The sequence below is a fragment of the Bacillus cereus group sp. MG1 genome, from assembly GCF_040460035.1.
GTDB classification, from domain to species: Bacteria; Bacillota; Bacilli; order Bacillales; family Bacillaceae_G; genus Bacillus_A; species Bacillus_A cereus.
The window spans coordinates 1,706,491-1,731,248 of the sequence record NZ_JARVGY010000001.1 but is presented as its reverse complement, the minus strand read 5'-3'; the positions used below and the strand labels follow the sequence as shown (position 1 = coordinate 1,731,248).

Below are 24,758 nucleotides of genomic sequence, written 5' to 3'. Positions count from 1 at the left end.
AGAAGAAATGAGTAAGCTTACTTATTTTTTCTATATAATAAGGAAGAATTTGACGGATAAAGGAGAGAGCATAATGAATCATACATTATTCCGAGCAATCGTTGTGAATGAAACGGAAAATCATCAGTTTGTAAGTAAAGTTGTTGAGAGAGAAGTAAGTAGTTTACCTGAGGGAGACGTAATCATACAAGTTCATTATTCTTCATTAAATTATAAAGATGCTCTTTCAGCTACTGGTAATAAAGGTGTTACGAGAACATATCCTCATACGCCGGGAATTGATGCTGCAGGAGAAGTTGTGAGTAGTGAAGATAACTCTTTTAAGGTAGGAGATCAAGTTATTGTAACGGGATATGACTTAGGTATGAATACCTCTGGTGGTTTCGGAGAATATATTCGCGTGCCATCATCTTGGGTCGTGCCTTTACCAGAAGGAATGTCATTAAAGGAAAGTATGATGTATGGGACAGCAGGTTTTACTGCGGCTTTGTCGGTATATAAGCTTATTGGAGCAGGAATCAAGCCTAATATGGGAGATGTTTTAGTAACGGGTGCTACAGGCGGCGTAGGGAGTGTAGCTGTTAGTATATTAAGTAAGTTAGGGTTTAACGTAGTAGGAGCGACAGGAAAAATGGAAGAGAAAGATATGCTACTACGTCTAGGAGCGAAAAAAGTGATTCATCGCGCGGAATTGAATGATGAATCAAGAAGACCGATGTTAAAAGGGATATACGCCGGAGTTATTGATACTGTAGGTGGACGTATGTTAGAAACAGCTTTAAAAACAGTAAAGTATGGTGGTTGTGTAACGACATGCGGTAATGTGGCAGGTCAGGAACTACAAACAACGGTATATCCGTTTATTTTACGGGGCATAAGCCTTTTAGGGGTAGATTCCGTGCAATGTCCAGTAGATGTGAGAAGAGATGTTTGGACGCTTTTAGCGAATGAATGGGGAAATAAAGAGTTACTGTCTTATATAGAAGAATGTACATTAGAAGAATTAGAGAAGAAGTTTACACTTATATTGCAAGGAAAGTTAAAAGGAAGAACAGTTGTTAAAATATAATGAAAAAAGAGACGCTTACGTTAGCGTCTCTTTCTTATTATAATGATTGTTTTAAATTGATTTTTCCTTGTTCACCTAAAACACCGTCAGCGATATTTACAGCGTGATCGCCAATGCGCTCTAAGTTACTTACCATATCGACGAAGATGATACTTGCATCACCTGAACAGCTGCGTTCGTTTAGACGTAATACGTGACGTTTACGAAGAACACGTTCCATTTGGTCGATTTTGCGTTCTTTTGCAATAACAGTTTGAGCTAGTTCAGTATCGAAGTTTGTTAAAGCTTCAACTGAGTCTTGCAGTGTTGAAATTGTTAACTCAAGCATTTCGTTTAATTCAGCTAATGCTTCATCTGATAGTGAAACACGGTTTGAAATTTGGAAATCTACAAGTTCTACAAGGTTTTCTACATGATCACCGACACGTTCAATATCTCCAACAACACCTGCTAAAACAGAATGTTTTTCAGAATCCGTAGGTGAAAGTGGCTTTTCTGATAGTAAAACTAAATACTCGGTAATTTTTTTATCTAAATTGTTAATAGCTCCTTCTAATTGAGTAGCCATGTTTGCGTGTTTTTTGTCTTGTGTATTTAAAAATTGATTTGCTTCTTTTAATCCATGTAATGAGAACTCAGCCATACGGATAATCTCTTTTTGAGCTTCAGTTAAAGCGATGGCTGGAGATTGTTCAATAAAGATTGGATTTAAATGTTGTGGTTTGAAGTCAATCGCTGCATCTTCACCACGAATAATTTTTGTTACGATCCATGCTAACACTGCAATGAACGGGAATTGAATGATTGTATTTGTTACGTTAAATGTTCCGTGTGCAAATGCAATAGTCATTTCTGGATTCAAGTTTAATGATGTTTGGAAATATTGAATTAAACTTGTAAATGGTACTAATAAAATTGTAAAGATAATTGTACCGATAATATTAAAGATAACGTGAACTAATGCTGCACGTCTTGCGGCAATAGAAGTACCGATTGCTGCTAATACAGCTGTAATTGTTGTACCGATGTTATCACCGAATAATACAGGAAGAGCTGCTTGTAAATCGATTGCCCCTTGACCGAATAGTTCTTGTAAAATACCAATAGTTGCACTTGAACTTTGTACAATTAAAGTAAAGACTGTACCAACAACAATTCCTAAAATTGGATTATCACTCATGCTAACTGTTAATTCTTGGAATGATTCTAAAGAACGAAGAGGTTTCATACCTGCGCTCATTAATTCTAAACCGAAGAATAACATACCAAAACCGAATACAACTTGACCTACAGAATGTACTTTTTTATTTTTAAAGAAGAATAGTAAGATTGCTCCAATTGCCATAACTGGGAGAGCATATTCTCCGATTTTAATTCCGATAATAAATGCAGTAACTGTCGTACCGATGTTTGCACCCATAATAACACCGATTGCTTGTCTTAATGTCATAAATCCGGCACTTACAAGTCCGACTGTTAAAGCAGTTGTTCCTGAACTGGATTGGATTAATACAGTAACTAACATACCTGCTAGTACACCCATAAGTGGATTTGTTGTAAAACGATCTAGAATATCGCGAAGACGATCTCCAGCTGCTTGTTGCAGTCCATCGCCCATGTATTTAATCCCGAATAAGAAAATACCTAATCCACCAATGAACTGGAAGATCATATCTTGAACATTATATTCCACGCATTCCACTCCTTAAATTTCATGTACGATGTAATTATTAACTGAACCTTGAGGCACTGTAAACGGTTTGCTAGTAAAATTTACACTAAATTTACAAAGAGAAGAAAAGTTTACAATCCCTTAAAGAAACAGCTGTGTTTTATTGGTTTTTATCTTGTATAAATCTTAATTTTGTAAAGAAATCACACTTTTTAGAATAATATTGTTCAGTCGAATATTAAGGAAAGCGTCTGCGAGTTCATCGTATATTTTTTGATGAATGTTAAAAAAATATGTAGGAAAATGCATGTAGTTTTATAACAGCAAAACGAGGGGAAATAATTCTTTTAACACGATAAAAAAGCCACTGAATTATCCAGCAGCTTTTTCCGTGTTTTTATCGCCATGCTTTTGTTTTCTTATGCTTGTAATGTAAATGAAGAGAAAAGCAATAAGTAATAGAGAGGAGTAACGATATACAGTTGCATAGTTTGTAAAATGAGCAATAAATCCAAATATAATCGCTCCAGCGCCGATTCCAAGGTCAAATGCGGAGAAGAATGTAGCCGTTGCTACGCCGCGTCGATGCGGTGCTACGCGGTCAATCATCCATGCTTGTAGTGCAGGTTGGATCGCTCCAAAACCACTTCCGTAACATGCTGCAGCAATAATTAAGCTCGGAATTGTCGTCGTATACGACAATAAAATAATGCCTGTAAAAGTTATAATAACTCCCGGAATGATGACGAATGTATGGCCTTTCGCATCATATAGCTTTCCAGAGAATGGACGAGTTACAGCGATTGCTAGTGCGTTACATAAAAAGAAGAGACTAATATCAGCTATGCCGACTTCTGTAGCAAATAGAGTGATAAAACTTCCGATTCCTCCGTACATTAATGTAATACATAATATTAATAATGAAGGAAGTAAAGCTTTACGCTCAATAAATCCATCGAGAAAAGTACTAGATGATTGTTGTGGAGGCTGTTTCGATTTTTGGATTTGAAGTAGTTTCGTTAATATTAATGAAACAATTGTGCACGATAATGCACATAAAAAAAGAATTGTGAAGTTATATGTTTGCATAAGCCATAGTCCGATAAGTGGACCGAGGGCCATTGCAATTGTTCCAGAAAGGCCAAAATATCCCATGCCTTCTCCGCGGCGAGCTGAGGGAATTAAATCAGAAACGACAGTTCCATATGTAGTCGTTGTAATACCGAAACCAGCTCCGTGTAAAATACGAACAGCAAGCAAGAGAAAGATAGTTGAGGCGAAAAGGTAACTGCCCATAGCGAGTAAACAGATAGCAGTGCCGATCATTAAAATGATTTTTTTATTGAATTTTTGCAAGGCGTTCCCAGTTAGCGGTCTAACAAAAAGTGCCGCAACGGTAAACATGCCGACAACAAATCCGATATTGGAACTTGTGCCACCAATTTCTTTCACATAAACAGGTAAGGTTGGAATTAACATTTGAAACCCTAAAAACATACATAAGTTTGCAAAAATTAAAGCAACAAACTCTTTCGTCCATAACGGTTCTCGTTTTACGAGTATTGCTTCTCCCATATATTCATCCCCTATATAAAGTTTTCTCTTTTCTTTCGAGTATATGTATTGGCCAATGCAACAGTCAAGGAAGGTGTCTTGAAAACGGATAACAATTTTTAAGATGAAAAACTGACAAATTTGTGTAAAAGCTACACAACTATGAAAAAAAGATGTAAAGTATAGATGTATAGACTTGTAGGTGTTAAGAATGATAGAAATTGTTTTTTCTTTAAAGAAAGCGGATTCAAAAGAGTAGTGAACAAGAAGGGGATATATACTTTTTCACTACATATATTTGAAAAGGTTTACAATATGATGAAGAAAGAGGCGTGTACATATGAGACGATTAGGTATTTCTATTTATCCAGAACATTCAACAGTAGAGAAAGATAAGGAGTATTTAACATTAGCAAGTAAATATGGATTTACACGTGTGTTCACATGTTTATTATCTGTGGATGGAGAAAAAGAGAAAATTATAGAAGAATTTAAAGAAACGATCTCTCATGCGAATGCATTAGGGTTCCAAGTATTAGTTGATATTAGTCCATCTGTTTTTGAACAATTAGGTATTTCGTATAATGATTTATCATTCTTCCATGAATTAGGTGCGTACGGTATTCGTTTAGATGTTGGTTTCTCAGGATTAGAAGAATCAATTATGACTTATAATCCGTATGGTTTGAAAATTGAGATTAATATGAGCAATGGTACGAAGTATGTAGATAACATTATGAGTCATAGACCAAATCGTGAAAATTTAATTGGTTGTCATAATTTTTATCCGCATCGTTATTCAGGATTATCATACGATCATTTCATTAAATGCTCGAAACAATTTAAAGATTACGGTATGAGAACGGCAGCTTTTATTTCATCATTTGATGCAACATACGGACCTTGGCCAGTAACAGAAGGGTTATGTACATTAGAGCAGCATCGTGAATTACCGATGACAACACAGGCGAAGCATTTATTCGCGACTGAATTAATTGATGATGTTATTATTGCAAACGCATATGCGTCAGAAGAAGAATTACAAGCACTAGGTGCATTAAATAAAGAGAAACAAACATTTGATATAGAAATATATGATACAACGACAGAACTAGAAAGAATTATCGTATTAGACGAACCACATTTTTATCGCGGAGATGTATCTGAATATATGATTCGTTCTACACAAAGTCGTGTGAAATATAAAAAAGAAGAATTTAAACCTCATAATACGCGCGAAATTAAGCGTGGAGATTTATTAATTGATAATGAACAATATGGCCAGTATAAAGGCGAATTACAAATTGCATTAAAAGATATGGTGAATACAGGAAAAACAAATGTAGTTGGTCGAATTGTAGAAGAAGAGATTTTCTTACTAGACTATTTACAAGCATGGGATAAATTCGGATTTACATTAAAGAAATAGAGAGAATATAAAGGGGAAAAACTACTGATTTCAGCAGCTTTTCCCCCTTTATATATAAAGAGCGAGAGGAAGAGCTATGACAAAGGTGCATCAGCGATTAATTTCTATTTTAGAGGAATTTTTAGAAGAGAAATCGATGTTAAATCGAGCTTTTTTAGCAGGCCGTTTACATGTATCAACGAAGACGATTCAAAAGGATATAAAATTATTAAATGATATATTGGAAGAAAATGGAGCGAAAATCGAATCGCAAAGAGGGAATGGGTACGAATTAGAAATTATACAAAAGAAGAAATTTGAAAACTTTTGTGTGAGTCTATTTCAAAAACAGACGGAAAAGATCCCAACTTCTTATGAAGAAAGAATAGCGTACATTCTGCAGCGTGTTTTAATGACAGAGGGATATGTGAAGCTTTCAGAATTAGCGGAAGAGATGTATGTGAGCAAATCAACGGTCAATTTAATTATGAAAGATGTTACAGATATATGTGGTTGCTATGAATTACAAATTGAGAAGAGACCGTATTATGGTATACGTATTGTTGGAGAGGAATTTAATATTCGTTCTTGTTTATCACAATATGGTTTACCGCGTTATGATCATACTCCGTTTCATGAGCAATTTGAGCAGACGGAGACATATTTATCGCTACCTCATATATCACTCATTCGTTCAATTATATTAAAGTATATTGAAGGCGGAACAATATATTTATCTGATATAGAAATTGATAATTTAGTCATTCATATTGCAATCGCATTAAAGCGTTGTCAAAGTCAACATTATATAAAAGGAATGCATGCGGAGCAATCAGAACTTATACTAAAGAAAGAATATACAATTGCGAAGCAGATTTTAGGAGATTTAGAGAAAGAGTTGAAATTTTCATTTCCAGAAGAAGAAGTATTATATGTGACGATGCATTTATTAAGTACTGCTGTTACAACGAGAGATCGCTATGAAAATGTAGAAGAGCTATTAGGGAAAGATATATATGCATTTATGCAACATATTCTTTTTAAAGTAGCGGAAGAACGGAATCTTATTTTTTATTATGATGAAGAATTATTATTTGGATTTGGTATTCATTTAAAAACGTTATTAAATCGTTTGAAGTATAAGCTAAATACGAGAAATCCTCTTTTGGCAGAAGTGAAAAAGAATTATCCGTATGCTTTTGAAATTGCGGTTCTCGTTGGAGATATCATTGGTGAATATACGGGTGAATCGATCCCTGAAAGTGAAATTGGTTATATTGCAATTCACTTCGGCGGAGCGATGAGCCGTTTGCAGGAGCAAAATCAAAAGAAAAGATGCTTATTAGTTTGTGCGACTGGTCAAGGAAGTGCACAACTATTAAAATATAAAATTTTATCACAGTTCCGAGATAAATTAGAGATTGTAGGTATTACAGGCTATTATCAATTGAAAGTAGAAGATCTTTATAAAGAAAAAATAGATTGTATTATTAGTACGATTCATATACCGAGTGGTTTGCCTGTTCCAGTTATAAAAGTGAATTCAATATTTGATGAAAAAGAGATTAAATCGATTGGTCAGCGGTTGTTTACGCATGTGAATACTAGTGTGCAGCCTTATATTAAGGAAGATTTAATCTTTTTAAATCATAATGCTTCTACGAAAGAGGATGTTATTCAGTTTTTATGTGAGAAAGCTGCTGAGAAACGCTATGTACCAGAAAACTTTTATGCTTCTGTTATGGAAAGAGAAAATACGTCTCCGACAGCGGTTGGGAATTCAGTTGCAATCCCGCATCCGATGCAGTTATTAAGTGAGGAAACTTTTCTGATGTTTTGCACACTTGAAAAGGCTGTTGATTGGGGAGATAAAAAAGTACAAGTAATTATTTTATTTAGTGTAAAGCGCAATAATAATGAAGATTTGCAAAGGCTTTATGATTTTTTATATGATATTATGTCTAGTCAAACTACGATAGAGAAACTTACTCAGACCGAGGTAATTGAAGATTTTCAAGAAATTTTATTATCATTTTGAAAAAGTATATAAAAACTTCCGTTACATAACGGAAGTTTTTTATGTTTAATTGTATGCGTTTTCATAATAAGATAAAAATATAGAAAACATATAGCTTGGGGGAATTTAAAATGGCTGATATGCAAACTCCATTTGCGTTAATTTTACATGGTGGCAATGCGAGAAGCGCGGCGCTTGAAGCAATTGCTTTTGCAAGACAAGGAGATTTCGGGAATGCCGGTGAAAAGATGAAACTTGCTAGTGAGGAAATTTCAGCAGCACACCGTATTCAAACGGATTTAATTCAAGAAGAGGCAAGAGGAAATCATGCAGAAATTAGTTTACTGTTAGTGCACGCACAAGATCATTTAATGAATGCAATTACAGTGAAAGAACTGGCTGAAGAATTTATTGCTCTTCATAAACGAGTAGAAGAGAAAGTGACCGTATAAGATGTACATTTTATTATGTTGTGCAGCAGGTATGTCAACGAGTATGGTCGTAAGAAAAATGCAAGAAGAGGCAAAGAAACAGGGGAAGAATTATAAAATTAAGGCGGTTGATTCAGAACTTGTGAAACTTGAAATAAAGGAAGCAGATGTCGTTTTAATCGGTCCACAAGTGAAATATTTATTTCCAGCTGTAGAGTTTCTTGCAAATTCATACAATATACCAGTTGCGATTATAGACCAACGAGATTATGGTATGTGTGATGGTTTGAAAGTGCTTAAGCAAGCAGAACAATTAGTTTTAGCATAATTATATCTTTTTAAATATAAACATTATAATGTTATAAAGTTTATTTCATTCTTTTATAGTAGAGAGAAAGAGGAGGGCTATTGATGAATGGGTTTATGAGTTTTATGGAACAAAAGATTATGCCAACAACGCAAAAGATTGCAGGACAACGACATTTATTAGCAATTCGAAACGGGGTTATTTCTACATTACCGTTAACGATCGTCGGATCATTTTTCGTTATCTTTTTAAATTTACCAATTGATGCATATATGGAATGGATTGCACCGTTTCGCCATATTTTAGATATTCCATTCCGATTTACAGTAGGACTAATGGCATTATACGCAGCGTTTGGTGTAGGGGCTTCGCTCGCGAACTTTTATCAGCTCAATCAGTTAAGTGCAGGGTTATTATCTGTACTCGCCTTTTTACTAGCATCAGTTGAACCAATTCAAATTACGAAAGCTGTACCAGGTGTTATTGATGCAGGGAGATATATTTCAGTAGGAACATTAAGTGCAACGTCTTTATTCGGCGCAATTGTTACAGCATTAATTGCAGTAGAAATTTATCATTTTATGATTAAGCATAATATCTCGATTAAATTACCAGATAGTGTACCACCAGCAGTTTCAAATTCGTTTGCAGCATTAATTCCAACGTTAGCAGTTATTCTTTTATTCTGGGGCATTCGCTACGGTTTGAAATTCGATGTAAATACAACAATTACATATTTAATCGCACCATTAAAATCAGTATTAGTAGGAAATAATTTATTCGGTGGTTTATTAACAGTATTCTTAATCGTGTTTTTCTGGTCATTCGGTATACATGGACCAGCGATTTTAGGACCAATTATTCGTCCGATGTGGGATTCAGCAATTCTTGAAAATATGGAAGTGTTCACGGCTACAGGAAATGCACATCAGTTACCAAACTTATTTACAGAGCAATTCATTCAATGGTTCGTATGGATTGGCGGATCAGGCTCAACGTTAGCTTTAGTAATTATGTTTATGTTCTCTAAATCTAAGTTCCTAAAAGAGTTAGGTAGATTATCATTCGTACCAGGTTTATTCAATATTAACGAACCAATTATTTTCGGTGCACCAATTGTAATGAACCCAATCTTAATTATTCCGTTCGTTATTACACCGTTAGTGACAACGACAGTATCATATTTCGCAGTTGTTTCAGGTATGATTCCACTCATGATGGCGAAACTGCCATTTACGATGTTAGCACCAATTGCAGCGGTGATTAGTACGGACTGGACAATTATGGCTGGTGTACTTGTACTTGTTAACTTTGTTATCTCGTTCGTTATTTACTATCCATTCTTCAAAATGTATGAGAAACAACAATTAGCAGGAGAGGAGAAAACAGAATGCTCGGAGCAATTATCATCTTAATTACATTCGTGGTCGGACAGTGTATTGCCCATTATTCGAAATGGGTACAAAGTAAATCTTTATTAGTGTTACTACTAGTATCAGTTTTATTTATCGGTTGTTCAATGGGTGCATATGTAATGTTAGGATTGCAATCACCGTACGTAATTATTGTACCGACAATTTTATGTGCAACGTGTTTATCTGCAAAATATAGATTTACGAGCATGGCATTAATACAACGTATGAAGGAGATGCAAAAGCATGGAGCGTAAATTAGGAATTTCACTTTACCCAGAACATTCAACGAAAGAAAAAGATATGGCTTATATTTCCGCAGCGGCACGACACGGTTTTTCAAGAATATTTACTTGTTTGTTATCTGTGAATCGTCCGAAAGAAGAAATTGTAGCTGAATTTAAAGAGATTATCAATCACGCAAAAGATAACAATATGGAAGTTATTTTAGATGTAGCTCCGGCTGTGTTTGATCAGCTTGGTATTAGTTATAGCGATTTATCATTCTTCGCGGAGTTAGGCGCAGACGGTATTCGTTTAGATGTAGGCTTCGACGGGTTAACTGAAGCGAAAATGACGAATAATCCGTACGGTTTAAAAATTGAGTTAAATGTAAGTAACGATATTGCGTACTTAGAAAATATTCTTTCGCATCAAGCGAATAAATCAGCTTTAATTGGTTGCCATAATTTTTATCCGCAAAAATTCACTGGTCTTCCGTATGATTATTTCATTCGCTGTAGTGAACGCTTTAAAAAACACGGTATTCGTACGGCAGCCTTTATTACATCACATGCTGCAAACATCGGTCCATGGGATATTAACGACGGATTATGTACGTTAGAAGAGCATCGTAATTTACCAATTGAAGTACAAGCGAAGCATTTATGGGCAACAGGGCTAATCGATGATGTCATTATCGGAAATGCTTATGCGAGTGAGGAAGAGTTAGAAAAACTAGGAAACTTAAATCGCTACATGTTACAGCTAAAAGTGCACTTTGTAGGCGAAGTGACTGAAGTAGAAAAGAGAGCCACGCTGCAAGAATTACACGTAAGACGCGGCGACATAACAGAGTATATGATACGTTCTACAGAAGTACGTAAAAAGTACAAAGATTATGACTTCCCAGTGCGTGAAAGTGTGCTGCAGGAAAGAGGGCAAGTTGTAATTGGAAACAATTCATTTGGTAAGTATAAAGGTGAACTGCAAATCATTCTGAAAGAAATGCCGATAGATGAACGGAAAAATATCGTCGGTACAATTGCGGAAGAGGAGTTATTCTTACTAGATTATGTAGGAGCTTGGACGCAGTTTACTTGTGTGGAATAGAGAAGAGAAGGAGAGGATGCTGTGGCATCCTCTTTTTTATGTTGAAATAGTAGTCTATCGTATATAGAATGCAAAGAGATAGATTTGATTTTGACGGGAGCGAAGGAGATGGAAGAGTATATAGATGGTTTATTAAGGGGGATGGCTCATGAAGATACAGAGGTTAGGCATCGTGCTTATGATGAAGCAAAAGAGCTAGATGACCTATTAACGTTTCCTTATTTACAGCAGAAGGTAACCAAAGCAAAAAAAATAGCAATGAAGAAAGATATGTATTATGTAATGACGAAACTTGCTATTAATACGAAAGAGATCAGTATTGCTGATTATCTTATAGATTGTTTGGAATGTGAACAAAACCCGACTTTGTTAAGTGAACTGCTTAGTAATATTTATACATTGCCAGAAGTAAGTGATACAAATAAAATTATTCCGTATATTTACCATAAAAACGATAGTGTTCGTTTTTGGGCAGTTTCTTCCTTAAAGTTATGTAAATCATTAGAAGCGGAGAGTGCTTTACTAAAGTTGCTGGATACTCAAGAAAATAAAGATGAGATTACAAATATTTGTTATACCTTGCTTGAGATTGGAACAAATCAATCGATTCTGCCGTTAACAAAGCTTTTATATAGTAATAGTGCCTATGTTCGTTCAACTGTTATTGAGGTGTTAGCAAAAATAGGGGGATCGGACTTACAAATAGTTTATATTGAAGCTTTACAGGATAGAAATGTGATGGTGAAATATGAAGCTGTTCGAGCTATTTATACGTATGGCGACGAAATGGCAATGAGACCAATTTGCGAACGTGTGAATAAAATTGTTGCTAGAAGACGTAAAAATGAAGTAGAGCCTACGGATGAAGCAGAGATTATCATTGCTCTTCGTTTCTTACATAAGTTTGCTAATCATGAAGAAGTTTTAAAGATATTTGATAAAGTGTACAAAAAACGTGGAAACTTGTTTATGTCGGAGAGGAAGTGGCTTCGAGATAACATTACTTACTTTCAAGAGAAAGAAAGAATGTAAGAATCATAAAAAAGAGCCAGCCTCAAGGATGAGACTGACTCTTTTTTACTAACTAGTTTAATACTTTAACTGTAACTGTTTTACGTCCCCAGCTACTTGATGTACCTTTATCTGGCATTAAAACGTCGATTTTATTACCTTTAATAGCTCCACCAGTATCACCAGCGATTGCTACTCCGTAACCTTCAACCCATACTTTTGAACCTAATGGAATTACACTTGGATCAACTGCAATAAGTTTCATGTTTGGATTAGCTGTTAAGTTATGACCTAAAGCTGATTTTACTTGGTCGCCTGCTTTATAACCATTTTCAAGTGGATCTGCTGTGTAAGCTGTTGCTACAACTTGGAACTCACGAGAAGAAGATTGTGTGTTTTTCTCAGTTTCTTTTGCAACAGGTTGTTGTGTAGCTGGTTTTTGAACTTTATTAGCCGCTTCACGATCAGCTGCCTCTTGAGCCTTAGCTGCTTTACGAGCTTCAGCTGCTGCCTCTTGAGCTTTAGCTGCTTCACGAGCTTCAGCATCTGCCTGAGCTTTAGCTTCTGCTTGAGCCTTAGCTGCTTCTTGAGCTTTAGCCGCTGCTTGAGCTTCAGCTGCTTCCTGAGCTTTAGCTGCTTCACGAGCTTTAGCCGCTTCTTGAGCTTTAGTTTCTGCTTGAGCTTCAGCGTCTGCCTGAGCTTTAGCTTCTGCTTGAGCCTTAGCTGCTTCACGAGCTTTAGCTGCTTCCTGAGCTTTAACTTCTGCTTGAGCTTCTGCCGCTTCACGAGCTTTAGTTGCTTCTTGAGCTTTAGCTTTTGCTTGAGTTTCAGCTACTTCCTGAGCTTTAACTGCTTCACGAACTTTAGCTGTATCTTGAACATTAGTCGTTTTTTCAACTTTAACTACTGGTTGAACTTTAACTGGTGCTTTACCTGTTAAGTAAGGAACATGAACATAAGCTGTTTTTCCGTTATATTCAAATTGAATCCAATCATTCTGTACTTGGTGTGTTGTTTCAATTACATCATCTTTTTTCAACTTACCAAGAATCTCTGAGTCTGTGTTTGCTCCAGCACGTACGTTTAATACGTTTGCTGTTACGTAGTAAGTGTCTTTTGTATAGTCAGCGCTTATGAAAGCTTCTTTACCGCTATTCAATTGAACTTTTGACCAACCATTTTCTGTATGTAAAACATTTACTTTATATCCATCTAATAATTTTCCTACAACTTTTGATTCAGTAGTTGGGTTTTCTCGTACGTTTAGTACGTCAGTCGTTACGATTGTTTCTGCTTTAGCAGATGTTGTGAAAATCCCAAGACCAAAAACCGCTGCTGTTGCTATACCCATAAATTTTTTCATAATAGCCTCCATTGCATTTGTTTTCGTTGACCTCATTATAGCAACCATTATTTTCTTATTTGCGAAAAACATAAAATTACAAAGCTTTCGTAACGGGGCATTAATATTCTGTAACAATTCCATAAATATCCTGATAGCGCTTCCTTGTTGTTTTTTGGCGTATCAGGGCATATGAAACACAAAATGAGTAGTATTTCAATTACTGTAACGTTAATAATATTACAGTAATATTTCTAGGTGATATCTATAGCGTTACGAAAGTAGCATATTTTACTGTTTGAATGGAAAATTAGTTATAAAACGATAATCTTTTTAGGCGTGAAAATATATAAATGAGGTGAAATTTAATAAAATATCGGTATAATTGTTACAAAATCAGTCGAAGTATGGAAAAAATTACGCCTTGATTTTCGTCTGTTACATAGTATTTTTGCAATAATAGAATTAGATAATAGCCTTAGTACCTATAAATAATGAAGAGTATTAGGATGATAGTTGTAACGTGAAACATATATAATAGAAGAAACTCAATTCAGTAGATAAATAAAAAACGTAGGAGTGTAAACTCCTACGTTTTTGTTTATTCATATCGTAAACATTCAATTGGATCCAGTTTGGCAGCTTTGTTAGCTGGTAGTAAACCGAATATAATACCGATTAACATGGAGATACCTACTGCAAGAAGTCCAAGTTCTTTTGAGACAACGAGTGGCCATCCAGCAAAGATTGAGACGATCCAAGCGAAGAAAATACCGAGCATGAATCCGATGAAACCACCAAGTCCTGTTAAAATACAAGATTCGATTAAGAATTGTGTTAATACTTTACCACGTGTTGCACCAAGTGCTTTACGAATACCAATCTCACGTGTACGTTCTGTTACAGATACGAGCATGATGTTCATTACACCGATACCACCAACAAGTAAGGAGATAGCAGCAATACCACCAAATACCATTTTCATCATACCGATTGATTCGTCTAGTTGTTTCGTAAATTCACCTAAGTCTTGTGCTTCGAATTTGTGCTCAAATTTAGGAGCTTTCATTTCGTTTAAGACAGAAACGGCTTGTTTTTCTACACTTTTACGTTCTGTCGGAGAGGTCATTGTTAATCTTACAGAGTCATACTCATTTACTCCTGAAATGACAGGCGCATTTTCAAGTGATGTATAACCTTCAGGCATAGGCATTCCAAAGTCGTTTTTCGTTTCGTATACACCAACTATTTTATACGGCTTTCCTTTTATATCTGTGTATTGATTTGATTCCCAACCACTACTAAATAATTTGTTGAAAGCTTCTTCATTTAATATAACAGCAGGGATTGCTTGGTTTAATTCACTGTCATTTAATTCACGACCGTGAACTAATTTTATTTTCGAATCTGTCATAAAGGCGCCTGTTCCACCTTTTAAATCAAGATTTACATCTTTTGAACCAGCAGATGCTTTTACTTTCATACTTACGTCTGGATACACATCTTTAACGCCTGGTACAGTTTGCAGACGGTTTAGCATATCAGGTGTGATTTTGGCACTATCTGTTCCGTAATCAGGATTGTTGTAGTAAATCGTTACTTCGTTATCTTTTCCTTGGCCTAATTCTTTTTTAAACTTTGCGTTTGTACCATCACCCATTGAAATGATAGTAATAATGGCACTAATACCGATAATAATACCTAACATCGTTAAAATAGAACGCATTTTATGAGCAAAGATAGAGGAAAGGGCCATGCGTATATTTTCACTCGTATTCAAAATTAACCTCTCCAATCTTGGACGATATTTCCGTCACGAATTACAATTTGACGTGCTGCAGCTTCCCCGATTTCACGGTCATGGGTAATCATAATGATTGTTGAGCCTTGTTTATTTAATTCGTAAAAGAGGTCCATAATTTGTGTGCTTGTTTTCGTATCAAGTGCTCCCGTCGGTTCATCGGCTAAAATGAATTTTGGGTTATTTACGATTGCACGTGCAACAGCGACACGCTGCTTTTGTCCACCTGATAATTCGTTCGGTAAGTGAGTAGCGCGATCAGCTAAACCGACTTTTGTTAAAGCAGCTAATGAGCGCTCGCGTCTTTCTTTTTTATCGACTCCAGCGTAAATAAGAGGTAGTTCTACATTTTGAAGCGCTGTAAGTCTCGGTAATAACATGAAGTTTTGGAATACGAATCCGATCTCTTTATTACGTACGTGTGCAAGTTCTGTTTCAGTCATGTTTGAAATATTTTGACCGGCTAGTTCGTACGTACCTGTCGTCGGTTTATCTAAGCAACCGATAATGTTCATTAATGTTGATTTACCAGAACCAGAAGGTCCCATAATAGAAGTGAATTCTCCTTGGTTCAGTGTTACGTCAATTCCGTGTAATATTTGAACGGACTCTGCACCATTTTGGAAGGATTTCGTGATGCCTTTTAAGTTAATCACTGGGCGACAACCTCCATACCATCTTTTAAGTCTTTTTCAGGTTTAGAGATAATTTCCTCTCCTTTTTTCACTCCAGAAACTTTTGCTTCGCTATCAGTCTCGAATTCAACAGTAACTGCTTGTTCTTTCGCCTTACCGTCTTTTACAACGAAGACAACATTTTTGTCACCTTTTTTCACGATACTGCTTTTCGGAACAATTGTACCAGTTGCTTCGCCAGATTTACTTGTTACGTAAACGTGGAAGCCGTTTTGTAATTCGTCACTATTATCTAATGTGACAGTGAATTGATAGTTAGAAACAGTTTTATTTTCATCCATGCTCTTTAATGGTGTAGAACCGATTTCTGTTACTTTTCCTGTCCAAGTCTTACCAGCGACAGTTTTTGATGAAACAGTTACTTCTTGCCCAACTTTCATACTAGCAAGCTCATATTCAGAAAGTTGACCTTTTACCTTAAATTGACCAGCGTGACGAAGAGTAACCCCGCTCATACCTGTTTTTTCGTCAGCAGTTTTCACAATATCATCAATTACGCCATCAGCAGGACTTGTTACAGAAAGAGTGTTTACTTTCTCTTTTGCTGCTTTAATCATTTCATCAGCTTTTTCAACTTCAAACTTTTTCATTTCAAGTTGTGATTCTAATTGCCCAACTTCAGCTTCTGATGCTTTTAATGCTTCAGCGGGAAGGCCTGCATTTTTATCTTTTTGTAATTTTTGTTTCGCCGCATCAATTTGTTTTTGGAACAACGTTACTTCTTTTTGTGCGATTTTCTTTTGCATTTCTGCTTCTGTTACACCTTGTTTCGCAGTCGGATCATTGTATTTAAATAGAAGCTGACCCTTTTTCACTTCATCGCCTTTTTTAACAGCTAATTCATATGTTCCTTTTGTTGGATCGAATGAAATAGTTTCAATTCCATTTGGAATAACTTCGCCACCAAATTTTTGCGCGTTTTGGATTTGTTTTTCAGTTACTTTATATCCGCTATATGCCATTGCTACTTCTGAACCGCCACCAGCAAATGCAAAGTATGATCCAGCTGCAATTCCGATTGCTACTACACTAGTAATTAACACCTTATTTTTCTTTTTCATCTATTTATCACCTTTTCGTTCGTTTTAGTATCTACATTAAGTATAGAAGAGGTGAAGAATCTGACAAATCGTTTTAGCTTACAATAACCTTACAGTTTTGTAAGGTATGAATATGTAAATGTAAGGTAGAGGTTGTCCTATTGTAAGCAAATGAATTGACTCGTTGTTTCTTTCTTACAATAATATTGTATGAAGGAGAGGAGGAAGGAAGATGGAAGCTTATTTTAGTACGCATCCATTAAAACCGTTTATTCCATACTCAAGGCAACATGCCATTATATTATTTATTATGTTGGTGGGGATATTTTTTCTGTATCAATACCAAGATTTATTACGTCAAAATGAGTGGAATATAACGGTTCGATATGCGATTGCATTTTTATTTATAGGTAGTGAAATTGGGCTTCATATGTGGGAGTGGAAAGCGGGGATTTTTGAGCTAGCTACTTCATTACCGTTTGAGTTATGTACAATTAGTTTGTTGTTAGCGTCGATTATGATTGTAACGAAAAGTTACCGTATATATGAGATTGTATTTTTTACGGGAATTATTGGTGCATCACAAGCCATTTTAACACCAAATTTGCAATATGCTTTTCCGCATTTTCGTTTCATTGAATATTTTATCGCGCATGTATTGCTTATTTGGGCACCACTCTTTATGACTTGGGTGGAAGGCTATAGACCGACCTTGCAATCTATTAAGCGTACGATGATATTTTTAAACATATTGATTCCGCTTGTTTCGTTTGTGAATTACAAAACAGGTGGTAATTATATGTTTTTAGCTCATAAGCCAGAAACAGCTTCATTACTCGATATGTTAGGACCGCATCCTTACTATATTATTTCATTAGAACTCGCAGCGCTTATTGGGTGTTTTATTTTATATATGCCGTTTGCGAAAAGAGAAAGGCATGCGCATAAAGAATCACTAGGATCATAGCTTAGTGATTTTTTGTCTTTAAAATATTTACAATTCAGAAAATTAAGAATAAAATTAGGGGGTAAATTATAGAGAGAGAAGGGTGAAAATGGTCAAAAAGGTATTTTTGAATGGGATGGAAGTGACGATTCAATTTCTTATTTCGATTTTGGGGATTATTATTTTAGGGGCTCTGCCGAAATTGTTTTATGGATTTAAGCTGGATGTATCAAAGTACATACAGAGTTTAAAAGAAGTGTTTGTGAACTTAATGGATATTTCCAATTTGCAATATGTGAGAGGTAAATTTTTATTTCCGCAGCTGTTCGTCCATTATAAAGAAACGATTATTATTTTTTTAGCTGCTTTTTTTATTTCATTATTTGTAGCATTTTGTATTGTTTATGTAATTATGAGTAGTTCACCGCGTATACAACATCGAATTAAATCATTTCTCATCTTCCTAGAATCCATTCCAGATATCCTTCTTATTTTAGTATCACAAATTTTAGTTGTATGGTTTTTTAAACAAACAGGTTTTTTACCTTTTCAAATTGCTTCAATTGGAGGCGAGTCGATTAGAGGGTTGCCAATATTGTGTTTGAGCATCCCGACTACGATTATGTTTGTAAAAATGGTCGTGCTTCGTTTTGAAAATGAACTAGAAAAAGATTATGTACTATTTGCTAAGGCGAAAGGGCTGGGGCGTTTTCATATTTTAAATCGTCATATTTTACGAAATGTGTTGCTTAGTACATTATTCTTTGCGAAAACGAATATCTTTTTTATGTTATCTAATTTATATATTATAGAATGGATTTTTAATACGGGTGGTATTTTTATGTTTTTGAAATCGTATTTCGGTATTAGAGTTGAGGTTTTCATCGTTAGTGTGCTTCTTATATATATTCCGATTTTTATTTTATTTAAATTGTTTCATTATCTCATTCCGGCTGCGATGAAGGAGAGATTATAATATGTGGACGTATATAAAACGTGATAAAAGATTTTGGATAAGCATTGGGTTTCTTCTCCTATTAGTTCTTTTGAGCATCGGAAATACGTTATGGAATGATGGACATATTAGACAAGTTACATTGCAATATGATGTGGATGAAAATCCACAAGTGCCACCGTTTCCACCTTCATTACAATTTTTACTCGGGACAGACCGGAAAGGGTATGACCTGTTACATTTAGTCATTGAAGGCGCGAAGTGGACGATTGGTATATCTATTTTAATTGCGGCACTTAGAATGGTAATAGGTGTGTTTTTCGGTGTCGTACTCGGAACGTATATAAAAAGAGGATTTTCAAAAATTGAGGCTTTCTTTGATAGTTTTACAGTTATTCCAACAGTTATGATTGCGTATTTTTTTCTTCAATCTGCAAATGCATTTGGAAGCGGAGAGGAGACCACAACCTTTTTTGAAAGGGCTTCGTTTCAAGTGGTATTACTTGTACTGCTTGTAATGCCAGTTATTGCACTGTATGTTGCGAAGGAAGTTCGTAAATTGCGAACGGAAGAATTTGTTGATGCCGCGCGCATATTAGGCGGATCGAGAAGACGTATTGTTATAAAACATCTTTTTCCGCATCTCTATATGACTTTTATACTCGTATTTCTTCAACAGTTTACGCAGAGTCTTACTATTTTACTGCACTTAGGATTACTTGAAGTGTTCTTTGGTGGGACTGTTACGTTTGGTGGACCTATAAAAGAGGTGGAATCTTATACGCATGAATGGTCAGGTTTAATTGGAGTATACTTTAGATCATTAACAGTGCATCCATGGATTCCTCTAGTCCCAATTACATTTTTCGGACTAACTATTTTTTCAGGAAATATGATTGTGAAAAGTATAGAAGAGGCAATGTTGAAAGTAAGGTTAGGAGGGGAGAGAAAGAGGAAAGATGTAGAAGAGGAACAATCTGCTTTGCAGTCAAAAGAAGAGTTATTTACTTTTAAACATACGATGTGAAGAGAAAGAAGAAGCAAGCATGGATTTCATGCTTGCTTCTTTTCTTTATTTTGTAGAAACTTCACCTGCAGCTTCTGTTTGCGGAATAAAGTATCCAATTATACCACCGATTATTGCTGGAATGATCCAGCCAATTCCTAAGTTATAAAAAGGAATGGTGTGTACGATATTAGCGATAAAATCTGGTATCATTTCCACATTATCAAGTGCATGAATACAGCTAATAATGAATGCTGCGATCATCGCTCCGATGTAGACAGAAGGTTTACGTTTCGTATATTTATCGATAAATGATACGAAAATTAAAATGATTGTAATTGGGTACAAAATAATTAATACAGGTAGTGTGATTTTAATTAATAAGCTTAATCCTAAGTTTGAAATAACGAAACTAAAGATACAAACGTATAGCACAAGCTTTTTGTATGAAATATTTGTTAGCACTGTTGTGAAGTAATTTGCAAATGCACTTACAACACCAATTGCCGTTGTTAAACAAGCGAAGATAATGGCGATACTTAATAAAACATTACCGCTTGTCCCAAAGAATTGATACATAACAGTAGCTAATAGTTGACCACCGTTTTCGAATTGCCCTAAGTTTCCGTTTGAAGCTCCGATATAACCGAGTAAGAAATAAACAATTGTTAAGAATAGAGCAGCGATACTTCCGCAAATGATTGTATATTTTGCGATAGATTTCTTCTCTTGTATACCGTTTTGACGAATTGCATTTACAACAATTGTTGATAGTACGAGAGCGCCAATTGCATCTAACGTTAAAAATCCTTCAAGAAATCCTTTGAAAAACGGGATGTCTTTATAGTCACCGATAGGTTCTGCAAACGTTCCTGGTGAAAGAATCGCTTTTGTTGCCATAATTGCAATAATTACAAGTAAAATTGGCGTTAATATTTTACCTATATGATCTACTAGCTTGGATGGATTTAATGATAAGAAGTAAACGACTGTAAAGAAAATCGCACTAAAAACTAACATAGAATACCATTGATCTGGGAAAAGTGGTGCAATCCCAATTTCATAAGATACAGATCCAGTTCGTGGAATAACAAATAGTGGGCCGATTGAAAGATAAATAATGATAGCGAATACTGCTGCGAATTTTGGATGAACACGGCTCGCTAAAGTGTTAAAACTACCACCAGCAAGGGCAACAGCAACGATAGCAAGTAAAGATAAACCGACGTCTGTAATAATAAACCCTGTAATGGAAACCCACATATTTTCTCCGGAAGAAAGACCGAGAAGGGGCGGGAAAATCATATTACCAGCACCGAAGAAAACTGCGAATAGTAATAAACTAATCGAAAGTATTTGCGCTGGTTTTAAAGTTGTATGCATATAAAGAAAATCCTCCTAATGAGTGTTTTTGTCGAAAATTCAAATAATTTGTCGAGTAACTGTTATTATTTTAAAGGTCTGATGACTAGAAAGCAATAGGGAATTTTGAAAATATTAAAAAATAATGCATTAAATCGAATAAATATACTATTTATATGTTTAATAGGAAGGATTTAACTTTTAACGTAAAAAAACACATATCGCTAGGATACGTGTATTAAAAATATATTTTTCTATCGCGTTCTTCTTTTAAAATTTCAACCGCTTCTCGGAAACGTTGTGAATGAACGATTTCACGTTCACGTAAGAAGCGTAGACTATCATTTATATCTGGATCATCGGATAAGTTAATGAGCCATTGATATGTTGCTCGTGCTTTTTCTTCAGCTGCAATATCCTCGTATAGATCGGCAATTGGATCACCTTTAGCCTGTATATAGGTTGCAGTAAATGGAACACCAGCAGCGTTATGGTAATGAAGAGCACTGTCATGATCAGCGTAATGAGGGTCAAGACCAGCAGCTTTCATTTGTTCAGGGGTCGCATCTTTCGTCAGCTTATAAACCATCGTAGCAATCATTTCAAGGTGAGCAAATTCTTCTGTACCAATATCAGTAAGTAGGCCAATGACTTTATCAGGAATTGTATAACGTTGATTTAAGTAACGTAGTGCAGCAGCTAATTCTCCATCTGCACCACCGTATTGCTCGATTAATAATTTTGCAAGTGCGGGATTGCAAGTTCCCACTTTAACTGGGTATTGTAATTTCTTTTCATAAATCCACATAGTTTCTCTCCTTTATATTTGCCATGGCCAAGGACCTTTGCTCCATTCCCAAGGGGCATTAGAATAGCTGTTTCCAAACTGTTGGAGTGGTCCGTATTTTTCTTCCATCTTTTGTTTTAATACTCTCCGTTTATAGGAAAAGTCATTAAATTGATTAATCGCAGCGGTGTCATCTGGATGTGTATCTAAATAAAGAGTGAGTTCAACTAGTACAAAGTCCAGTTCTTGAAGCTCCAGTAAAAGTTTATAGTATTCTTCTGGTAGCGATTGATTCACGACAGTAGTCACCGCCCTTTTTTATAAGGATTTTCATAATAGTCATAAAAAACAGGCCATAAAGTCCCTTTTTGTAGTGCTTCTTTTGGTGTGAATTGTGGTAAGTTTGGCGGTTGAAAGCCTAAAAATAAATTAGGAGGAGTAGAATAATATTTTTTTCCAATAGGAGGACAGGGATCGAGAGGACTATGATAGGGCACGAATGATCTCATATATTTATTCACGAATAAACCTCCTTAAGTGTTCATTACTACGTATTGTATTCAGACATAATAGGCATTTATGACACATATAAAAAAGTAATAGGTACGGGGGGAATGAATGTGGAGAATGTGAAACAATTCATTGTATTGGAAGTGAAAAACTTAAAGGAAACTTTGTATTTTTACGAAGGGATTTTAGGAATTAAACCTAGTTTAGAAAGACCTCAATTAGATGTAACAGGGGTTTGGTATGATGCTGACTCAACGAGAATTAGTTTTATTATGAAGCGCAGTTTGGGCGGGCGTGAGAAGAGTGTTACGGACTCAGTTGATGTTCTAACGTTTTCAATTTCTAACATAGAGAATGTAAAGAAGAGGTTAGTATTTTATAAAATCGCATACACAGAAAACAAAAGTGAGAAGAGTATTGTGGTACAAGACCCGGATGGATATAAACTTCAAGTGATAGAGAAGGATGAATAGACGGAGGGGATTTAGTGGAGAGAAATTATGAAGAAAGTGCGTTGTTTGAGCATCAATTTTGGTTAAAAGTACTTACTGATCATGCACAATTTTTACTGGATGCATTAGCTCCGAAGGAAAAAGAGGATATAAAAAAAGCTACTTACTTTGTTGAAACATTTACGAATTTGTTAAATAAAGTTCGGAATGTGAATCTGATGGCATTTTCAAAAGAGGCAGAACAAGCCGCTAAGGAGATTCGGGCGTTTAAATTAAATATTATACAGAAGCAGTTGGAAGGGAAAATTACGATTCATTTTACGCCAACTTTTATTAATCATATGGTAAACGAAGTGGAAGAGTATATAGCAGTTTTAGAGTTTTTGAAGAAAGGGGAAGTTCCGCCTGTTTTTCATGAATTACATTATCATCTCGTTTGGTTAACGGATGCGGCTGGTCACGCAGGCTCTATTTCTGGTGGATTAGATCTTGTTGAAAAAAGATTAAAAGAGAAAAGCGAAGAATTTACGAAGCATTTTGAACAATTTTACTTAAAGGCAGTTGAAATGACAGGGTATTTACGAACGGAGCTTCATCATTTTCCAGCATTAAAGAAGTTTACGAAAGATGTTTCACTTGAATTGAAATTATTTTCGCATTTTTTACATGAAGTGGAAGAGCTCGAGTTATCGAATGAAGTATTAAGTGTATTATCGGCTAGAATGGCAGATCATATGGCAAGAGAGGAATGTTACTACTTATTAAAACTAGCTCAATCGTCTGGACTTGAAATGCCGAAATGTAATCCGCTTTAAAGAAAAAGAGGTCAATTTTATTTGGCCTCTTTTTCTGTTTTATTGTCTCTTTTTATTTTTGCTTGTTCAATGCTTGCCTGTAATGTCTCCATAATATTAATGATGTTCGGAGTTGGAGAGATTGTTTCAGTTTTTTCCTGTTGTTCAATTTTATTCTCGATTAATTCGGTAAGGGCTTCTTTATATTCATCTGTATACATTTCTTGTTCAAAAGGATTTGTAAGGTGGTGGATTAAATTAATTGCTGCGGTGAGTTCTTGTTTTTGTATAGGATAATTTTCGTTACTTGGTAAGTTAGGTGTATTTGTTATAGCGCGAATTTCATTAGGGTAGTGGATGGTTTGTAACATTAGTCCATCTTCAAAGTTACGGATAATAGCTAAATGTTGTTTTTTTCTAATAGAAATATGAATAAGCCCAAGTTTATTTGTACGTTCAAGAGCTTCTTTTAATAATAAATAGGATTTTTCATGTCCTGGGGTAGGTCCTATAAAATAAGAGCGATCATAAAGAACAGAATCAATTTCGTTATTTTGGACAAAAGATATAATACGAATGGATCGTGGTTCATGAGCTTGTTGTAATTGAGCTAATTCTTTTTCATCCATAATAATATATTTATGAGGTGCGTATTCATAGGCTTTTACAATATCGTTATCATCAATTTCTTCATCCGTACAATCGGGAGCGAACTTTTTATATTTAATAGGTGTTAAGCATTCTTTATGGAGACTTAAAAATTTTATGTCGTTTTCTTCTACGGCACTGTATAGTTTAATTCCTATATTTAATAGTCCAAGTGAAAGTGCGCCTTTCCAGACGGTATGCAAATGA

The 24,758-nt window shown here is 35.3% G+C and carries 25 protein-coding genes; 14 read left to right on the top strand and 11 right to left on the bottom strand.

All coding sequences use genetic code 11. The features are described from left to right. Positions 1 to 73 precede the first annotated feature (73 nt). Positions 74 to 1,069: a YhdH/YhfP family quinone oxidoreductase gene (locus tag QCI79_RS08980; RefSeq protein WP_001016931.1), complete on the top strand. Its 996-nt coding sequence runs from the start codon at positions 74 to 76 to the stop codon at positions 1,067 to 1,069. A 37-nt stretch (positions 1,070 to 1,106) separates the two neighbouring features. On the opposite strand, the gene QCI79_RS08975 is transcribed toward QCI79_RS08980, so the two are convergent. Both QCI79_RS08975 and QCI79_RS08970 read right to left on the bottom strand, forming a co-directional pair. Further along, on the bottom strand, positions 1,107 to 2,762 hold the full coding sequence (locus QCI79_RS08975) for a Na/Pi cotransporter family protein (protein ID WP_000456270.1): 1,656 nt from the start codon (positions 2,760 to 2,762) through the stop codon (positions 1,107 to 1,109). A 351-nt stretch (positions 2,763 to 3,113) separates the two neighbouring features. Beyond that, positions 3,114 to 4,316, bottom strand: a complete 1,203-nt coding sequence (locus QCI79_RS08970) for an MFS transporter (protein WP_000503237.1) — start codon at positions 4,314 to 4,316, stop codon at positions 3,114 to 3,116. 319 nt (positions 4,317 to 4,635) lie between these two features. On the opposite strand from QCI79_RS08970, the gene QCI79_RS08965 reads away from it, so the two are divergent. The 8 genes from QCI79_RS08965 (at position 4,636) to QCI79_RS08930 (ending at position 12,234) form a co-directional block, all read left to right on the top strand. Next, positions 4,636 to 5,724: a DUF871 domain-containing protein gene (locus QCI79_RS08965; protein WP_001253348.1), complete on the top strand. Its 1,089-nt coding sequence runs from the start codon at positions 4,636 to 4,638 to the stop codon at positions 5,722 to 5,724. Between the two features lie 76 nt (positions 5,725 to 5,800). Next, positions 5,801 to 7,741 carry a BglG family transcription antiterminator gene (locus QCI79_RS08960; RefSeq protein WP_000169792.1) on the top strand — a complete coding sequence of 647 codons (1,941 nt, stop codon included), beginning with the start codon at positions 5,801 to 5,803 and terminating at the stop codon, positions 7,739 to 7,741. Positions 7,742 to 7,851: 110 nt separating this feature from the next. Continuing rightward, positions 7,852 to 8,172 carry a PTS lactose/cellobiose transporter subunit IIA gene (locus QCI79_RS08955; RefSeq protein ID WP_000774631.1) on the top strand — a complete coding sequence of 107 codons (321 nt, stop codon included), beginning with the start codon at positions 7,852 to 7,854 and terminating at the stop codon, positions 8,170 to 8,172. Position 8,173: 1 nt separating this feature from the next. Beyond that, positions 8,174 to 8,479, top strand: coding sequence for a PTS sugar transporter subunit IIB (locus tag QCI79_RS08950; protein ID WP_000275642.1), 306 nt, complete (start codon positions 8,174 to 8,176; stop codon positions 8,477 to 8,479). 83 nt (positions 8,480 to 8,562) lie between these two features. Then, positions 8,563 to 9,873, top strand: a complete 1,311-nt coding sequence (locus QCI79_RS08945; protein WP_001013053.1) for a PTS sugar transporter subunit IIC — start codon at positions 8,563 to 8,565, stop codon at positions 9,871 to 9,873. Further along, positions 9,849 to 10,127, top strand: a complete 279-nt coding sequence (locus QCI79_RS08940) for a hypothetical protein (RefSeq protein ID WP_000900047.1) — start codon at positions 9,849 to 9,851, stop codon at positions 10,125 to 10,127. The genes QCI79_RS08945 and QCI79_RS08940 overlap by 25 nt, the downstream gene beginning before the upstream one ends. Then, positions 10,117 to 11,202 carry a DUF871 domain-containing protein gene (locus tag QCI79_RS08935; RefSeq protein WP_000440057.1) on the top strand — a complete coding sequence of 362 codons (1,086 nt, stop codon included), beginning with the start codon at positions 10,117 to 10,119 and terminating at the stop codon, positions 11,200 to 11,202. The genes QCI79_RS08940 and QCI79_RS08935 overlap by 11 nt, the downstream gene beginning before the upstream one ends. Positions 11,203 to 11,310: 108 nt before the next feature. Further along, positions 11,311 to 12,234, top strand: a complete 924-nt coding sequence (locus QCI79_RS08930; protein WP_000393384.1) for a HEAT repeat domain-containing protein — start codon at positions 11,311 to 11,313, stop codon at positions 12,232 to 12,234. Positions 12,235 to 12,286: 52 nt separating this feature from the next. Here QCI79_RS08930 and entC read toward each other — a convergent pair whose 3' ends face one another. The 4 genes from entC to QCI79_RS08910 all read right to left on the bottom strand — a co-directional run bounded on the left by entC (position 12,287) and on the right by QCI79_RS08910 (position 17,112). Then, positions 12,287 to 13,699, bottom strand: a complete 1,413-nt coding sequence (entC, locus tag QCI79_RS08925; RefSeq protein WP_000421970.1) for a cell wall-binding protein EntC — start codon at positions 13,697 to 13,699, stop codon at positions 12,287 to 12,289. A gap of 457 nt (positions 13,700 to 14,156) precedes the next feature. Continuing rightward, positions 14,157 to 15,311, bottom strand: a complete 1,155-nt coding sequence (locus QCI79_RS08920) for an ABC transporter permease (protein WP_001986269.1) — start codon at positions 15,309 to 15,311, stop codon at positions 14,157 to 14,159. Positions 15,312 to 15,337: 26 nt separating this feature from the next. Continuing rightward, positions 15,338 to 16,012, bottom strand: a complete 675-nt coding sequence (locus QCI79_RS08915; protein WP_000609104.1) for an ABC transporter ATP-binding protein — start codon at positions 16,010 to 16,012, stop codon at positions 15,338 to 15,340. After that, complete coding sequence (locus QCI79_RS08910) at positions 16,009 to 17,112, bottom strand: efflux RND transporter periplasmic adaptor subunit (protein ID WP_000728830.1); 1,104 nt, start codon at positions 17,110 to 17,112, stop codon at positions 16,009 to 16,011. Before QCI79_RS08910 ends, QCI79_RS08915 begins: the two co-directional genes overlap by 4 nt. Before the next feature lie 211 nt (positions 17,113 to 17,323). Between QCI79_RS08910 and QCI79_RS08905 the strand changes: the two genes are divergently transcribed. The 3 genes from QCI79_RS08905 (at position 17,324) to QCI79_RS08895 (ending at position 20,019) form a co-directional block, all read left to right on the top strand. Then, complete coding sequence (locus QCI79_RS08905) at positions 17,324 to 18,058, top strand: YwaF family protein (RefSeq protein ID WP_000388720.1); 735 nt, start codon at positions 17,324 to 17,326, stop codon at positions 18,056 to 18,058. An 88-nt stretch (positions 18,059 to 18,146) separates the two neighbouring features. Next, positions 18,147 to 19,013: an ABC transporter permease subunit gene (locus tag QCI79_RS08900; protein ID WP_000239682.1), complete on the top strand. Its 867-nt coding sequence runs from the start codon at positions 18,147 to 18,149 to the stop codon at positions 19,011 to 19,013. Position 19,014: 1 nt separating this feature from the next. Continuing rightward, entirely contained in the window at positions 19,015 to 20,019 is a 1,005-nt protein-coding gene (locus tag QCI79_RS08895; RefSeq protein ID WP_000269984.1) for an ABC transporter permease, read from the top strand. A 45-nt stretch (positions 20,020 to 20,064) separates the two neighbouring features. On the opposite strand, the gene brnQ2 is transcribed toward QCI79_RS08895, so the two are convergent. The 4 genes from brnQ2 to QCI79_RS08875 form a co-directional block, all read right to left on the bottom strand. Further along, positions 20,065 to 21,381, bottom strand: a complete 1,317-nt coding sequence (gene brnQ2 / locus QCI79_RS08890; protein WP_000557556.1) for a branched-chain amino acid transport system II carrier protein BrnQ2 — start codon at positions 21,379 to 21,381, stop codon at positions 20,065 to 20,067. Between the two features lie 217 nt (positions 21,382 to 21,598). Further along, positions 21,599 to 22,168 (bottom strand): spore coat protein CotJC, encoded by a 570-nt coding sequence (gene cotJC, locus QCI79_RS08885; protein ID WP_000265274.1) that lies wholly within the window; start codon positions 22,166 to 22,168, stop codon positions 21,599 to 21,601. Between the two features lie 12 nt (positions 22,169 to 22,180). Further along, entirely contained in the window at positions 22,181 to 22,444 is a 264-nt protein-coding gene (locus tag QCI79_RS08880) for a spore coat protein CotJB (RefSeq protein WP_001076509.1), read from the bottom strand. A gap of 8 nt (positions 22,445 to 22,452) precedes the next feature. Continuing rightward, positions 22,453 to 22,668, bottom strand: coding sequence for a spore coat associated protein CotJA (locus tag QCI79_RS08875; RefSeq protein ID WP_001046257.1), 216 nt, complete (start codon positions 22,666 to 22,668; stop codon positions 22,453 to 22,455). Positions 22,669 to 22,761: 93 nt separating this feature from the next. Between QCI79_RS08875 and QCI79_RS08870 the strand changes: the two genes are divergently transcribed. Continuing rightward, positions 22,762 to 23,130 carry a VOC family protein gene (locus QCI79_RS08870; RefSeq protein WP_044129442.1) on the top strand — a complete coding sequence of 123 codons (369 nt, stop codon included), beginning with the start codon at positions 22,762 to 22,764 and terminating at the stop codon, positions 23,128 to 23,130. A gap of 14 nt (positions 23,131 to 23,144) precedes the next feature. Continuing rightward, positions 23,145 to 23,924, top strand: coding sequence for a DUF2935 domain-containing protein (locus QCI79_RS08865; protein ID WP_000440974.1), 780 nt, complete (start codon positions 23,145 to 23,147; stop codon positions 23,922 to 23,924). Positions 23,925 to 23,941: 17 nt separating this feature from the next. On the opposite strand, the gene ku is transcribed toward QCI79_RS08865, so the two are convergent. Further along, on the bottom strand, positions 23,942 to 24,754 hold the full coding sequence (gene ku / locus QCI79_RS08860; RefSeq protein WP_000557748.1) for a non-homologous end joining protein Ku: 813 nt from the start codon (positions 24,752 to 24,754) through the stop codon (positions 23,942 to 23,944). Positions 24,755 to 24,758 lie beyond the last annotated feature (4 nt).

Coding starts and splice junctions, on each gene's coding strand:
- QCI79_RS08895 (WP_000269984.1), top strand. CDS start 19,015: ATGTGGACGTATATAAAACGTGATAAAAGATTTTGGATAAGCATTGGG.
- QCI79_RS08980 (WP_001016931.1), top strand. CDS start 74: ATGAATCATACATTATTCCGAGCAATCGTTGTGAATGAAACGGAAAAT.
- QCI79_RS08965 (WP_001253348.1), top strand. CDS start 4,636: ATGAGACGATTAGGTATTTCTATTTATCCAGAACATTCAACAGTAGAG.
- QCI79_RS08900 (WP_000239682.1), top strand. CDS start 18,147: ATGGTCAAAAAGGTATTTTTGAATGGGATGGAAGTGACGATTCAATTT.
- QCI79_RS08960 (WP_000169792.1), top strand. CDS start 5,801: ATGACAAAGGTGCATCAGCGATTAATTTCTATTTTAGAGGAATTTTTA.
- QCI79_RS08945 (WP_001013053.1), top strand. CDS start 8,563: ATGAATGGGTTTATGAGTTTTATGGAACAAAAGATTATGCCAACAACG.
- QCI79_RS08935 (WP_000440057.1), top strand. CDS start 10,117: ATGGAGCGTAAATTAGGAATTTCACTTTACCCAGAACATTCAACGAAA.
- QCI79_RS08970 (WP_000503237.1), bottom strand. CDS start 4,316: ATGGGAGAAGCAATACTCGTAAAACGAGAACCGTTATGGACGAAAGAG.
- QCI79_RS08930 (WP_000393384.1), top strand. CDS start 11,311: ATGGAAGAGTATATAGATGGTTTATTAAGGGGGATGGCTCATGAAGAT.
- QCI79_RS08955 (WP_000774631.1), top strand. CDS start 7,852: ATGGCTGATATGCAAACTCCATTTGCGTTAATTTTACATGGTGGCAAT.
- brnQ2 (WP_000557556.1), bottom strand. CDS start 21,381: ATGCATACAACTTTAAAACCAGCGCAAATACTTTCGATTAGTTTATTA.
- entC (WP_000421970.1), bottom strand. CDS start 13,699: ATGGAATTGTTACAGAATATTAATGCCCCGTTACGAAAGCTTTGTAAT.
- QCI79_RS08950 (WP_000275642.1), top strand. CDS start 8,174: ATGTACATTTTATTATGTTGTGCAGCAGGTATGTCAACGAGTATGGTC.
- QCI79_RS08940 (WP_000900047.1), top strand. CDS start 9,849: ATGCTCGGAGCAATTATCATCTTAATTACATTCGTGGTCGGACAGTGT.
- QCI79_RS08920 (WP_001986269.1), bottom strand. CDS start 15,311: ATGGCCCTTTCCTCTATCTTTGCTCATAAAATGCGTTCTATTTTAACG.
- cotJC (WP_000265274.1), bottom strand. CDS start 22,168: ATGTGGATTTATGAAAAGAAATTACAATACCCAGTTAAAGTGGGAACT.
- QCI79_RS08870 (WP_044129442.1), top strand. CDS start 22,762: ATGAATGTGGAGAATGTGAAACAATTCATTGTATTGGAAGTGAAAAAC.
- QCI79_RS08905 (WP_000388720.1), top strand. CDS start 17,324: ATGGAAGCTTATTTTAGTACGCATCCATTAAAACCGTTTATTCCATAC.
- QCI79_RS08910 (WP_000728830.1), bottom strand. CDS start 17,112: ATGAAAAAGAAAAATAAGGTGTTAATTACTAGTGTAGTAGCAATCGGA.